Source organism: Marinomonas profundimaris (genome assembly GCF_000508165.1).
Taxonomy (GTDB): domain Bacteria; phylum Pseudomonadota; class Gammaproteobacteria; order Pseudomonadales; family Marinomonadaceae; genus Marinomonas; species Marinomonas profundimaris.
Genome location: NZ_AYOZ01000034.1, coordinates 252,884 through 266,120 on the forward strand (window position 1 = coordinate 252,884; position 13,237 = coordinate 266,120).

General features: G+C 44.4%; 13 protein-coding genes and 1 other RNA gene. 6 read left to right on the forward strand and 8 right to left on the reverse strand.

What is annotated here, in order from left to right; genetic code table 11:
* Position 1 precedes the first annotated feature (1 nt).
* A complete protein-coding gene (locus tag D104_RS31980; protein ID WP_024024738.1) occupies positions 2–613 on the forward strand; it encodes a uridine kinase family protein in 612 nt (203 codons plus the stop codon).
* A gap of 55 nt (positions 614–668) precedes the next feature.
* Here the strand turns inward: D104_RS31980 and dnaJ are convergent, their stop codons facing one another.
* The 3 genes from dnaJ to grpE form a co-directional block, all read right to left on the reverse strand.
* Positions 669–1,799 (reverse strand): molecular chaperone DnaJ, encoded by a 1,131-nt coding sequence (gene dnaJ / locus D104_RS31985; RefSeq protein WP_024024739.1) that lies wholly within the window; start codon positions 1,797–1,799, stop codon positions 669–671.
* 198 nt (positions 1,800–1,997) lie between these two features.
* Positions 1,998–3,911 (reverse strand): molecular chaperone DnaK, encoded by a 1,914-nt coding sequence (gene dnaK / locus D104_RS31990; RefSeq protein ID WP_024024740.1) that lies wholly within the window; start codon positions 3,909–3,911, stop codon positions 1,998–2,000.
* Between the two features lie 102 nt (positions 3,912–4,013).
* Positions 4,014–4,592, reverse strand: a complete 579-nt coding sequence (grpE, locus tag D104_RS31995; protein ID WP_024024741.1) for a nucleotide exchange factor GrpE — start codon at positions 4,590–4,592, stop codon at positions 4,014–4,016.
* A 185-nt stretch (positions 4,593–4,777) separates the two neighbouring features.
* On the opposite strand from grpE, the gene recN reads away from it, so the two are divergent.
* Positions 4,778–6,448, forward strand: coding sequence for a DNA repair protein RecN (gene recN / locus D104_RS32000; protein ID WP_024024742.1), 1,671 nt, complete (start codon positions 4,778–4,780; stop codon positions 6,446–6,448).
* A 70-nt stretch (positions 6,449–6,518) separates the two neighbouring features.
* Here recN and fur read toward each other — a convergent pair whose 3' ends face one another.
* Positions 6,519–6,929 carry a ferric iron uptake transcriptional regulator gene (gene fur / locus D104_RS32005; RefSeq protein ID WP_024024743.1) on the reverse strand — a complete coding sequence of 137 codons (411 nt, stop codon included), beginning with the start codon at positions 6,927–6,929 and terminating at the stop codon, positions 6,519–6,521.
* A gap of 69 nt (positions 6,930–6,998) precedes the next feature.
* Here fur and D104_RS32010 point away from each other — a divergent pair, with 69 nt between their 5' ends.
* Entirely contained in the window at positions 6,999–7,316 is a 318-nt protein-coding gene (locus D104_RS32010) for an outer membrane protein assembly factor BamE (RefSeq protein WP_024024744.1), read from the forward strand.
* Here the strand turns inward: D104_RS32010 and D104_RS32015 are convergent.
* The 3 genes from D104_RS32015 to D104_RS32025 are packed head-to-tail and all read right to left on the reverse strand — an operon-like array spanning position 7,313 to position 9,390.
* Positions 7,313–7,597 carry an RnfH family protein gene (locus D104_RS32015; RefSeq protein WP_024024745.1) on the reverse strand — a complete coding sequence of 95 codons (285 nt, stop codon included), beginning with the start codon at positions 7,595–7,597 and terminating at the stop codon, positions 7,313–7,315. The genes D104_RS32010 and D104_RS32015 overlap by 4 nt on opposite strands.
* 1 nt (position 7,598) lies before the next feature.
* Entirely contained in the window at positions 7,599–8,030 is a 432-nt protein-coding gene (locus D104_RS32020) for a type II toxin-antitoxin system RatA family toxin (protein WP_024024746.1), read from the reverse strand.
* Between the two features lies 1 nt (position 8,031).
* Positions 8,032–9,390: a sodium-dependent transporter gene (locus tag D104_RS32025; RefSeq protein ID WP_024024747.1), complete on the reverse strand. Its 1,359-nt coding sequence runs from the start codon at positions 9,388–9,390 to the stop codon at positions 8,032–8,034.
* Positions 9,391–9,571: 181 nt separating this feature from the next.
* On the opposite strand from D104_RS32025, the gene smpB reads away from it, so the two are divergent.
* Positions 9,572–10,051, forward strand: a complete 480-nt coding sequence (gene smpB, locus D104_RS32030) for an SsrA-binding protein SmpB (RefSeq protein WP_024024748.1) — start codon at positions 9,572–9,574, stop codon at positions 10,049–10,051.
* An 88-nt stretch (positions 10,052–10,139) separates the two neighbouring features.
* Positions 10,140–10,501, forward strand: a transfer-messenger RNA (tmRNA) gene (gene ssrA, locus D104_RS37230).
* A gap of 267 nt (positions 10,502–10,768) precedes the next feature.
* Here ssrA and D104_RS32035 read toward each other — a convergent pair.
* Complete coding sequence (locus tag D104_RS32035; protein ID WP_024024749.1) at positions 10,769–12,112, reverse strand: IS1182 family transposase; 1,344 nt, start codon at positions 12,110–12,112, stop codon at positions 10,769–10,771.
* Positions 12,113–12,408: 296 nt separating this feature from the next.
* On the opposite strand from D104_RS32035, the gene D104_RS32040 reads away from it, so the two are divergent.
* Positions 12,409–13,056 (forward strand): hypothetical protein, encoded by a 648-nt coding sequence (locus D104_RS32040; RefSeq protein WP_024024750.1) that lies wholly within the window; start codon positions 12,409–12,411, stop codon positions 13,054–13,056.
* Positions 13,057–13,237 lie beyond the last annotated feature (181 nt).

The window sequence follows — 13,237 nt, forward strand, 5'->3', positions numbered from 1 at the left end:
CATGGCACTAGTTATTGGCGTCACGGGCGTATCTGGCAGCGGCAAAAGCCGACTTTGTTCTTTATTAGCAGAAGGCCATGGCGACAGAATTACAGTCTTGTGCCAAGACAGCTTCTACAATGGCTGCGGAAGCATCGATCCTGACGTTTACAACTTTGATGACCTTAGCTCGCTAGACCTAGAAAGCATCACAATGGCCATTCACAACTGCAAAAATCGTCAGCAACCGAATGAAATTCCCGTTTACGATCATGCACAGCACAGACGCACAGGATACCGAAACCTAGAGTCAACGCACATTGTACTGGTTGAAGGTCACATGATGTTTCAGGACGCTGGAATTCGCGATGCGGTTGATTACCTTTTGTATGTCGACACCGATATGGACATTGCCATCGTCCGACGCCTAAAACGAGACATCGCTGAACGCGGTCGAGATGTAAACGAAGTCACTAGCCGTTACATGCGCCATGTTCGTCAGGCCTCGTTAAAAACGATCGATATTCGCAGCAAATCGGACTTTATTATTCCGAACAATAAAAGCTTCACTAATGCCGCTAATTTACTCAGCAATCACATCGATTACCTACTAAAAGAAAAAGGCGCCAAATAGGCGCCTTTTCGTTAGATTTTCAATTTCTCAAACATCCACTATCAACGTGAAACGTTTACTTCTTAATATCATCAAAGAAACGTTTTACGCCGTCAAACCAGCTTTTCTGCTTAGGTGAATGATCCGTTCCTTCACCCATGCTTTCGGCTAATTCAGTGAACAACTCTTTTTGACGTGAAGTCAGGTTCACTGGCGTTTCAATCACTGCCTTACAAATCAAATCACCCACTGGCCCGCCACGAACCGGCTTAACGCCTTTATTACGAAGACGGAACAATTTGCCAGACTGACATTCAGCAGTCACTTTCAGACGCACACGACCATCTAGCGTCGGCACATCAATTTCGCCACCCAACGCCGCTGTAGTGAAGCTGATTGGCACTTCACAGTACAAGTTCGCGCCATCACGTTCGAAAATATTGTGCGGCTTAACCGACACCTGAACAAACAAATCACCCGCTGGACCGCCATGCGTTCCGGCTTCGCCCTCACCAGACAAACGAATACGATCACCTGTATCCACGCCCGCAGGGATTTTAACATTTAACGTTTTGTACTCTTGAACACGGCCTTGACCATGACAATCATTACAAGGATCACTGATCACCTGACCTGCACCATGACATTCTGGGCACGCTTGCTGCACCGAGAAGAAACCTTGTGACATGCGGACTTGGCCAGCGCCACCACAGGTACCACAGGTTTTCGGTGTCGAGCCTTTCTTCGCACCAGAACCTTCACATTTCTTACAATTCACCAGTGTTGGTATACGAATTTTTTCTTCGCATCCCCAGACGGCTTGTTCAAGATCAAGCTCTAATGTGTAACGTAAATCGGAACCACGACGCGTTCGGCTTTGACCACCGCCACCACCGCCGCCGAAAATATCGCCGAATACATCACCAAAAATATCACTAAAACCACCAGCGCCAGCACCACCGCCGTAGCCGCCGCCCTGTCCATTGACACCTTCATGGCCAAAACGATCGTAGGCTTCACGTTTTTCTTCGGAAGACAAAATTTCATAAGCTTCGGCCAGCTCTTTGAATTTTTCCAATGCTTCTGGGTTATCTGGATTCTTATCTGGGTGGTACTTATTCGCTAAAGAACGATAAGCTTTTTTAATGTCTTTCTTATCCGCGCTTTTGGCCACCCCAAGAACGTCGTAATAGTCTCTTTTGCTCATCGAAGGCATTCCTGAATTGAAAAGTCTGAATTGAAAAGTTTGAATCTAACAATCTGAATTGAAAAATCTGTCTCTAAACGCTGAACCTAGATCTAAAAAATCGTCAATCTCAGATATTACAAATAGCAAAACACGGTCCTAAAACCGTGTTCGCTATCAACAACCCTTTTTGAGAAGGGCAAAAATAAGGTTTAACGCTTATTTTTTATCGTCTTTTACTTCTTCGAATTCTGCGTCAACCGCATCATCCTGAGACTTAGCTTGCTCGCCTTCAGCTGGCTGTTCGCCGGCTTCTGCTTCTGCATACATCTTCTGAGCCAAAGTGCCAGACGCTTGAGTCAACGCATTCGTTTTCTCTTCGATCTTCTCTTTGTCATTAGACGTTAGCGCTTCTTCAAGCTCAGTGATCGCTGTTTCAATCGCTTCTTTTTCTTCTGCTGTTGCTTTGTCACCAGCATCAACCAACGTTTTACGCGTCGCGTGGATCATGCCGTCAGCGGTGTTGCGAACTTGTACAAGCTCTTCGAACTTGCGATCTTCTTCCGCGTTTGCTTCAGCGTCTTGAACCATTTTTTCAACTTCTTCATCACTCAAGCCAGAAGAAGATTTGATCACGATAGACTGTTCTTTACCCGTTGCTTTGTCTTTCGCAGACACGCTCAAGATACCGTTGGCATCAAGATCGAAGCTTACTTCGATTTGTGGCACACCACGTGGAGCCGGTGGAATGTCAGCCAAATCAAAACGGCCTAGCGATTTATTCTGAGACGCTTGCTTACGTTCACCTTGCAATGCGTGGATCGTTACCGCATTTTGGTTGTCTTCTGCTGTAGAGAACGTCTGAGATTTCTTAGTAGGAATCGTCGTGTTTTTCTCGATCAACGCGGTCATTACGCCGCCCATAGTCTCGATACCCAAAGACAGTGGCGTAACGTCTAGAAGAAGAACGTCTTTTACATCACCAGAAAGTACCGCGCCTTGGATAGAAGCACCAATTGCTACCGCTTCATCTGGGTTAACGTCTTTACGTGGCTCTTTACCGAAGAATTCAGTTACTTTCGCTTGAACCATTGGCATACGTGTTTGACCACCAACCAAGATAACTTCATCGATATCAGACGCTTTCAGGTCGGCATCTTTCAACGCTTGACGACAAGGCTCAAGAGATTTCAATACAAGCTCTTCAACCAAAGACTCCAACTTAGAACGTGTCAATTTCACGTTTAAGTGTTTAGGGCCAGTCGCATCTGCCGTGATGTAAGGTAAGTTAACTTCAGTCTGTGAAGAAGAAGACAATTCAACTTTGGCTTTTTCGCCCGCTTCTTTCAAACGTTGTAGCGCAAGTGGATCGTTGTGCAGATCGATACCAGACGTTTTTTTGAATTCAGCCGCTAGGAATTCGATAACGCGCATGTCGAAATCTTCACCACCTAGGAAAGTATCACCGTTTGTAGACAACACTTCGAATTGCTTCTCACCATCAACGTCAGCAATTTCGATAATAGAGATATCGAATGTACCACCACCAAGGTCATAAACCGCGATAGTAGAATCACCTGAGCTCTTGTCTAGACCGTAAGCCAAGGCAGCCGCTGTTGGCTCGTTAATAATACGTTTTACTTCTAGACCAGCGATTTTACCTGCGTCTTTTGTTGCTTGACGCTGAGAGTCATTGAAGTAAGCAGGCACCGTAATAACCGCTTCGGTTACTTTCTCGCCAAGGTAATCTTCTGCTGTTTTCTTCATTTTCTTAAGAACTTCAGCGGAAATTTGTGGTGGCGCTTTCTTCTCGCCTTTCACTTCTACCCAAGCATCGCCGTTATCAGCAGCAACGATTTTGTAAGGCACCATAGAGATGTCTTTTTGTACAACGTCGTCTTTAAATTTACGACCAATCAAACGTTTAACCGCAAACACGGTGTTTGTTGGGTTTGTAACCGCTTGACGTTTTGCGGATTGACCAACCAATACTTCACCATCGTCTGCATAAGCAACGATAGACGGTGTGGTGCGATCGCCTTCCGCGTTTTCAATTACACGTGCTTTTTCGCCATCTAGTACAGCAACACAAGAGTTCGTTGTACCTAAGTCAATACCAATGATTCTACCCATGGTTTGTATCTCCAATAAATTCGTTTATAACAATGATAATTCTGTATTTGGGTCCGCTTTTTTGTATTTCAAGCGTTCGGTGTCAAAAAAATGACAGGCAATTTATGCCGCGCTTGAAACCACTACCATTGCAGGTCGCAATAGACGGCCATGAAGCGTGTAACCTTTCTGCACAACATCCATAACGGTGTTTGGCTCTAACTCAGGATTTGGCACCATAGTGATCGCTTGATGCAATTCTGGGTTGAAAGGTTCGCCATGCGGATCAACCACTTTCACTTCAAAACGCGCTAATGTTTCAATCAAGTCTTTCAGTGTCAGCTCAACACCTTCACGAACAGGGTCTGATTCACCTGTTGCAGGCGCCGACGCCAATGCACGCTCAAGATTGTCTGCGACGTTCACAATCGACTTGGCAAATTTTTCGACGCCAAATTTATGCGCCTTTTCAACATCTTGCTCGGCACGGCGGCGCACGTTTTGCGCATCAGCCTGAGAGCGAAGTGCCGCTTCTTTATACTGAGCGACTTCTTCTAATGCTTTTGCAAGCTCATCATTTTCAGTAACTTCTTCTAAAACCTCTACTTCAGGCTCTAAAAGTTCTTCTACTGTTTCGTTTTGCGTTTCGCTATTCAAAACTTGCTCCGCTTCTAGATTAGGATTTTTTTGCTGTTCACTCATTCTTCAACTCCAAATAACAGAAACAATTCTTTCTCTGTGCAGGTTATATGGGGACTGCTTTTTACCTTTCAACACTAAAACCGCATTAATTTCATGGGAATTAAATTTGCGAACTAGACTTGTCAAAAAACAGCCAACTACTGTATAAATAACCATATAAAATATTATTTTTCTCGGAGCTCTCTATGCTGACCAGTATCGCTATTTCCAACTTCGCCATTGTTGAATCCCTAGAACTGGAATTCAAAAAAGGCATGACCGTGATTTCAGGTGAAACAGGCGCAGGCAAATCCATCATGGTGGATGCCCTGTCATTATGTTTAGGGGATCGCACTGACGCCGCCGTCGTGCGCCATGGAGAAAAGAAAGCGGATATCAGCGCCAGCTTTGATATACAGCAGTACCCTCATGTTCATAAATGGCTTGAAGAAAGAGATCTAGAGCATGAACAACACTGCATACTACGTCGAGTCATTAGCAAAGAAGGACGATCGAAAGCCTATATAAACGGCCGCCCTTGTACCTTGACAGATTTAAAAGAAGTCGGCAGTCAACTTGTTGATATTCATGGACAACACGAACACCAGTCGTTATTAAAAAAGAACGCCCAAAGACAGCAACTTGATGCCTATGGCCAGCTGACCGACCTAACAAAAAAAGTCAGTCAGCAATACACCGTTTGGCGACAATTAAAAGAAGAGCTGTCTGCTCAACAAAATCGATCTTCCGAACAAGATGCCAAGATCCAATTACTGTCTTATCAAGCACAAGAATTACAGCAACTTGATTTGAAAAGTGACGAAATTAACGAACTGGAAAACGAGCAGGCTTTTTTATCCAACATTGCCGATTCACAATTTAAAGCCTATCAAGCCAGCGGCATTTTAATCGACAGCGACGAGGGCAATGTTTGCTCTCTATTACATAAGGCGATCAACAGCGCTAATCAGATCAATCCAGCCACAAAAGAACTCGAAAGCGCGCTTGAAATGATGAACACGGCACTGATCCAAGCCCAAGAAGCGGCAGACAGCCTTCATCACTACCAAGACACTCTTGAACAAAATCCTGAACGCCTTACCTCAGTAGAGCAGCGTTTATCCGACATTTATGAGACCGCGCGAAAGCACAGAACATTGCCAGAATCGCTCATCACCTTGCGTGAAAGCGTTGAAGCAGAGCTAGACAGCCTACAAGGTAGCGAGGAAAGCCTCGAATCTCTCAAGGAAAAAGAAGAGCAAGCCTATGAAAAGCTTACCGCGCTGGCCACAACATTGACCGAAAAACGCATTACGGCAAAAGACGACCTTGCTCAAAAAGTAGAAGAACAGGTTCATGGCTTAGGCATGCCACACGCGCGTTTCTTTATTCAGTGCCAACCACTAAACCAAGTCACGGCAAACGGATTTGAAGACATCGAATACATGATTGCGTCTAACCCAGGCCAACTCGCTCAACCATTACGCAAAGTCGCATCCGGCGGTGAACTTTCGCGAATTAGTTTGGGAATTCAAGTGGTCACCGCGCACACATCCATCATACCAACCTTAGTGTTCGATGAAGTCGATGTGGGCATCAGTGGAGGCATTGCGGAAGTCGTCGGACGAATGCTTCGATCGGTTGGTAAACGTGGTCAGGTTTTCTGTGTAACTCATTTGGCACAAGTCGCGGCTCAGGGTAATCAACACTTACGAGTGAGTAAATTGGTTGCCGATGAAGCCACATCGTCGCAGGTTGAGTTATTGAAGGATCAAGAACGCACACAAGAGATTGCACGTCTGTTAGGCGGACTAGAACTCACCGAGCAAACACTCGCCCATGCTCGAGAAATGCTTGGCAATGTTCAACTGCAATAATGAAAGATAAAAAAAGGGCTTAAATTCTGCTATTTAAGCCCTTTTCATACACGACGCAATAAGCGTGTGTTTATTTCTTCTTTGGACGCACGTAGATGATCAGACTGTGATCTTCAATATCAAAGCCATGTTCTTCCGCAATTTCATGCTGACGCTGCTCAATCACTGGATCAACAAACTCAATCACTTTGCCCGTTTCCAAACAAATCATATGATCGTGGTGATCGCCTTTTGCCAATTCGAAAACCGCAGTGCCCGCTTCAAAGTGATGACGTTGAACCAAACCCGCCGTTTCAAATTGAGTTAACACACGATAAACCGTTGCCAAGCCTACGTCTTCGCCTTGATCAAGCAGGGTACGATAAACGTCATCCGCGCTCATATGGCGGTCGCCCGCCGTCTCAAGGATTTGTAAAATTTTCACTCGTGGCAAAGTTACCTTGAGTCCCGCTTTCTTTAGCTCTTGATTTTCGCTAGTCATGAGTCATTCTCTATTCGTTCTTATTGATAATTACTTTATCATTAGCATACCAGAGTAAGGATAATACAAATGAAAAAATCAGTTTTAATACTATGCGCAGCACTTTCGCTTAGCGCATGCAGTTTATTTCCACCACCTTACAAGGTTCCAGTCACACAAGGAAACCTTGTAACAAAGGAGCAGTTAGCACAGTTACAAGTTGGCATGTCTGAATCTCAGGTAACATATCTGCTGGGAAACCCAATGCTGAAAGATACCTTTAAACCAAACGAATGGCATTACTTATACACAACTCGGTATGCAACCGCTGACACCAAACAAAGTGATGCTAGCGATCTAGTGCTTATTTTTAATGACGGCGTATTAGCAGACATTAAAAACAATTAATCCTTTGTCGTTTTCGCTGCGCGGTTGGCCCTAGCTTGTTTAGGGTCAACTTTCAGTTCACGATACAGTTCGACTCGCTCACCCTCTTTTAACACTTGCTCTTCTGCGTTACGCACTGACTTCCCAAAGATGCCGACTTTCACTGTCTCAACATCTACTTCTGGAAAAAAAACAGCCATATTGGAACGACGAACAGCGTCACGAACGGTACAGCCTTCCTCAACATCCAACGCTATGATTTTTTGCTTCTCAGGCAAAGCGTAAGCCACTTCCACTCTCATACTATTCACCGTATACCACTTTTGCACGCTTGCTAAAAGAATCGACCATTGCATTGGCAATCTGACTAAACACACCACCAAATGCAAATTTCAACATACCACTTAATTCAAAATTGATGCTCAGCATAATTTTGCAGCTCGTTGGCGACAGCTCCGTAAAAGTCCATACGCCATGCAGACGCTTAAATGGCCCTTTTACTAAGGTCATCTCTATTTGACTGTGATTTTCCAAAAAGTTCTTTGTTGTAAAAGATTGTCGCACTGGCCCTTTGCCCACTTCTAAAGACGCCACGATTTCCGTGGGTGTTTGCGAAATTAGAGTCGCGCTTAGGCAGCCCGGTAAAAACTCTGGATAACCATTAATATCATTCACCAAAGCAAACATTTGCTCGCAACTGTAATTTACATGAGCAAATCGTTCTATATGACTCAAACTAAACTCCTATCCAACCTGCAAGGGTTATCACCAACATCGCAGGAATACTGATGTATTTTAACGTCTTGTACCACCACTGAAAATGATTGGCCTGTTTCGTAATCATTTCATTTTGCAACATAGAGTGGGGAATAAACCAAGCCACCAACACCGACAAAGCAATCGCTCCAACAGGCAAAAGGATCAAAGAGGTGAACTCATCCAACAATTCAAAAAAATTCAGCCCAAAGACAATTTTGCTGTCCCAGTGATTAAATGACAGCAATACAGCAATGCCAATAAACCAAACGGCAATGCCCATTAATACAGCGGCTTTTAAACGAGAAAAATAGAATTTTTCATGCAACCAAGCAACGAACAACTCCATCATTGAAATCGCCGATGTTAGTGCCGCAACCACCAGCAATAAAAAGAACACACCAGCAAAGAACTGACCGCCAGGCAGACCACCAAAGATTATTGGCAAAGAAACAAAGGTCAAACTTGGGCCAGCTTCAACATCAATATGAAAAGAAAACACCAGAGGGAAAATCACCAACCCGGCTAAAATAGCCACCAGCAAATCCACACCAACCACAATGCTACAAGCGCGCGCAATGGACATTCGCTTACTCATGTAAGCGCCATAGGCAAACATCGCCCCCATGCCCACACTCAAGCTAAATAGAGCAAGGCCGACCGCCGCCAGAATCACATCAAACGTAATATCTTGCCACGACCAACGGAACATAAAATCCAGCGCCTCTGCCGTATTCCCAATCACCATGGAATAACAAGCCATCAGCACCAAAGTCACCACCAATGCTGGCAACAACAAACGAACCACGGCCGATAATCCTCGCGTCACCGATTGCCCAACCGTCAATACAACCAACGCCATAAACACCGAATGCCAAAGCAACATTTCTACAGGGTCCGCCAACAAGCGATTGAACATGTTAGAGGCACCATATTGCGTAATCTCTTTAAAGTCGCCCGATAATGCACGCTCTAAATAAGCAATCGACCACCCCGCGATCACGCTATAAAACGTCAGAATCAAGAAACCTGTCGCGCCCGCAAGCCACGGCACAAAAACCCAAGCTGGGTGCACAATACGTCGTTCACTTAAGTCGTTCACCGTATCAACAGGGTTAGATCGAACCGTTCGCCCCAACGCCACTTCGGCCATTAAGACTGGCAATCCAACCAACAACAAACACAAGCAATACACTAATAAAAAAGCACCGCCGCCGTTTTGCCCTAAAACATAAGGAAACTTCCAAATATTTCCCAATCCAACCGCCGATCCACTCGCCGCAAAAATAAATATCCACGGACTTGACCAGATACCTTGTAAACATCGACTTTCAGGCATAAATTTAGGCTCTAAATACACAACATGTGTTTAAGGATAGGAAGAAAATACAGACGTGGCCAACACATCTACAACACCTAGCCAGACAAAATAATTAACAAGTACGAATTTTCTATCATTCAGGCGCATACCTCAAGAAAAGCATAGGTTTTTGCTCCTATCGACCGTATAATTTCTAACTATGAGTAAAGTAAAGAAAAAATCCAACAGCACGGGCACTATTGCGCTTAATAAACGTGCAAAATTTGACTACTTTGTCGATCAGAAGTTCGAAGCCGGACTGGTTTTATCTGGTTGGGAAGTAAAAAGTCTGCGTGAAGGCAAAGCACAACTAGTCGATGCCTTCGTCATCATTCACCAAAACGAAGCATGGCTTGTCGGCGCACGCATTGTGCCACTGCTTAGCGCATCTACGCATGTTGTTTGTGAGCCAATGCGCCAACGCAAACTGCTGCTAAATCGCAAAGAGCTCGATAAGATCATTCAGGTTACTGAGCAAAAAGGCAAAACCTGTGCGGCCATGGCGCTGTACTGGAAAGGCAACAAGATCAAATGTGAAGTCGCCTTAGTAACCGGTAAAAAAGACCATGACAAACGCGATACCGAAAGAGATCGTGATTGGTCAAGGGACAAAGAACGATTAATGAAACACAGCGCTTAGCTCTGTCATTTAATTGTGAAGATAGAAAGCATTTCAGCGTTATCTCTAGCGTAAGCACTTTGTTTCCGTTAGAATTGCGTTACTTTTTGGGGGCGACATGGTTTCGACGTCGGTTACAAACCCAAAGGTGCATGTCGAGAGTGATGCGTGATCTCGTTAATCCCCCGCATCAATTTTATAGTCGCAAACGACGAAAACTACGCTTTAGCAGCCTAAACCGCTGCTAGTGTGCTGCCCTCAGGTTGCTTGTAGCCAGAGATTCTGCAGTATCATAAATTACGAGATGCTAACTGATGCCCCGCCTAGGGATAAGGTTCTAAGACTAAGTAGGCTCGCCATTAACACCCTGTCCTTCGGGCGGTTCGTGGTCAAATAATAGAAGTGACTATGCATGTAGAGCCGATGGCAGAGGACTGACGGACGGGGGTTCGACCCCCCCCGCCTCCACCAATTAAAGGCTTGATTTTAAAAGGGTTTGCACTTTTTAAAATGAAGTCGGTGCACATATGAGGCACCAAATAAAAAAACCACCTTCGGGTGGTTTCAGGCTGCTGATAAACCCCAGTATTTTTGCTGGGGTTTATTGTTTTAGGGGCTTTTAATGTATTTCCGCTTATAAAACGGGCAATAGGCTATTTAACTCTCGGAATACTGTGTTGCCGCTTTTATAGGCTCTATATGACAATATTTCATTAAAATAAAGTCGAGAGTCGAACCTTACTTCAACATCAAGGCTATCTTTTTCATGTTTTGAGCCGCCGCGGTCAATAAACACTGCGCTTGAACTTTTTTAATGCCTCTGAACCGAGCGTAACGGTAACTATGAAGTTCTTTAGCATCCGCAAAACTGCGCTCTACGGTTTCTTTTCTTCGTGCATAAATACGCTTTCCGACCTCTGTTAGCCTGCGCTGATTCACTCGCTCTTTACGATCTTCCCAAACATGGCGAGTGAGGGTTTTTACCGCATCCTTATTTTGCGTGCATTTATCTCTAACTGGACACCGCTGGCACAGCGATGGATCAGACTGGTAATGACGGTAGCCTTCTCGGCTCGTTGTTTTATAAATAAGAGACTCACCCTGAGGGCATTGGTATTCGTCTCGTTCTGCATCGTAAACATACTCACGCTTATAAAAGTAACCTTTTCGATGTGTGGGTCTTCGATACCCCATCACGGCATAGAGCTTTCTCTCTTCCACCCCGTAACAGATAGCCGACGTAAAATAGCCCGCATCCAGACCCACACCGCGAACCTTAAAATCAAAACGTTCTTTTTGCCTATCCAGTCTCGCTAAATAAGGGACGGCATCATGAACATTACCAGGCGTCACATGAACATCCGTGATGATGTTACATTGGCTATCGACCGTGCGATGATCAAGATAAAAGAAGCCTTTTGGTTTGGTGTCTCTGACCATATAACCGCTGTCTGGGTCGGTGGTGCTTTGTTTAATTTCTCTTGTTTCGACCTCCTTCTTGGCCGGAGGGAGAGACTTTTTTCCGTGAGCCAATCGATCCTCTTCGACCGCTTTATCCAAGTCATCCATATACGCTTGACGCTCTTGTGCCACTTGAATTTTTTTAAAATGCTTTTTATTCGCATTGGCTTTTAAATGAGTAGAGTCGGTGTACAAGATTGCCCCTGAGACCAATTTTTTCTCTTTCGCTTGCAACACGATTTCATCAAAAATATGTTGGTACACATCTGAGTCATTAAAACGTCGAATACGATTCTGACTGAGTGTAGAAGCGTCTGGTATCTTGTCGGTAAGCCCTAACCCTAGGAACCAGCGAAAAGCCACATTCACTTGGATGTCACGTATCAGCTGGCGCTCACTTCGTACGCCATACAAATAGCCGAGAAACAACAGCTTAAACATAAGAGTAGGATCAAGGGCTGGGCGACCGTTATCGACGCAGTAAAAATCTTTAACGAGATCATGAAGAAACGAAAAATCAATCACACGATCAATTTTGCGTAATAAGTGGTCTTGAGGGACCAATTCGTCGATACAGACAAACTCTAATGCGGACTGGGTTTGGGGGCGTTCTTTAAGCATGGCGCTATTATAAAAAATCCCCGCCGTTTGGCGAGGACTTTGTCAGCAGTCTGAAACCACCTTCGGGTGGTTTTTTATTGTCTATAATTCATCACTACTATGTTCTTACATTCGTCTTCGCCAACAACCCTAAGCCTTTAAGCCATAACAAACGGCCATTTGTCTTTTAAACAACGTTCATCCGTCAGTTTTATGAAAAATAGTGAAACGCCACATTCCAGACCTCGGTTTAATTCATAATCTGTGTTTTTATGTTCACTAGACGATGGTACGAGTTAAAAATAGGGCTCTTGACGATGAAGACTTTCACTTTTTTGGTGTTATTTACTTTTCTACTGACAGGTTGCGCAAACAATATCACCCTTTCAGGGCACAATGTGAGCAACGTCGACGCGACCATCGTTCTCGATAAGTCTGCTTCCGTGACGGTCATTTCGAACGCTGAAGGTGATCAGCTTACCAACAAACGCTATATTCCAAATGTGATCGCCGCTCTGCAAGCAAGAGGTTTTTCCAATGTGTCTGATACGTTTGACCAGTCCGACTATACGGTCAAGGTGAATTTTCGCTCAGAATCAAAAATAGAAACCATACAGGTTCCTATTTTTAATCACGCTCAAAACCTACCCTACACAATTTGCCGCAGAGATTTAGGCACCAACACTCGAACCTGCATCACCCGTTATCGCAACTTCATGGATCCTATTGTGAGTGGTTATAAGTCCGTCCAAACACCCATAAATATTTACACGTTTCGCTATACACTTACGGATAAACAGAATCATCTTATTCTGGATTCTACCAACACCGTTGTGAATAAAGATTGCTCAAAATGGAACATGTTTGAGTTTTTATCAAAAGATGCCATTAGCAGAGCCAATTTTAACGATCCGATCGACACGCCTTATGAGATTGAAATGCCCCCTACTTATCAATGCCAATAAAGCCATTAGGCGAACAAAGCTCACACCGCCTTTGCTTCTTTATCGTTCTAAACTCTCTTCCTTTATAAGAAAAGGGTATTACCTTTTCCTCTTTTTCGAGCGTATCAATCTATACTGATTATAAGCCACTATTGTTTGGGCGTGGCTGTATCAGGAGTTTTTCCAAATCCATAACGCTTTG

Coding starts and splice junctions, on each gene's coding strand:
- D104_RS32035 (WP_024024749.1), bottom strand. CDS start 12,112: ATGCTTAAAGAACGCCCCCAAACCCAGTCCGCATTAGAGTTTGTCTGT.
- smpB (WP_024024748.1), top strand. CDS start 9,572: ATGAGTAAAGTAAAGAAAAAATCCAACAGCACGGGCACTATTGCGCTT.
- D104_RS31980 (WP_024024738.1), top strand. CDS start 2: ATGGCACTAGTTATTGGCGTCACGGGCGTATCTGGCAGCGGCAAAAGC.
- dnaJ (WP_024024739.1), bottom strand. CDS start 1,799: ATGAGCAAAAGAGACTATTACGACGTTCTTGGGGTGGCCAAAAGCGCG.
- D104_RS32010 (WP_024024744.1), top strand. CDS start 6,999: ATGAAAAAATCAGTTTTAATACTATGCGCAGCACTTTCGCTTAGCGCA.
- D104_RS32025 (WP_024024747.1), bottom strand. CDS start 9,390: ATGCCTGAAAGTCGATGTTTACAAGGTATCTGGTCAAGTCCGTGGATA.
- D104_RS32040 (WP_024024750.1), top strand. CDS start 12,409: ATGAAGACTTTCACTTTTTTGGTGTTATTTACTTTTCTACTGACAGGT.
- recN (WP_024024742.1), top strand. CDS start 4,778: ATGCTGACCAGTATCGCTATTTCCAACTTCGCCATTGTTGAATCCCTA.
- D104_RS32015 (WP_024024745.1), bottom strand. CDS start 7,597: ATGAGAGTGGAAGTGGCTTACGCTTTGCCTGAGAAGCAAAAAATCATA.
- dnaK (WP_024024740.1), bottom strand. CDS start 3,911: ATGGGTAGAATCATTGGTATTGACTTAGGTACAACGAACTCTTGTGTT.
- grpE (WP_024024741.1), bottom strand. CDS start 4,592: ATGAGTGAACAGCAAAAAAATCCTAATCTAGAAGCGGAGCAAGTTTTG.
- fur (WP_024024743.1), bottom strand. CDS start 6,929: ATGACTAGCGAAAATCAAGAGCTAAAGAAAGCGGGACTCAAGGTAACT.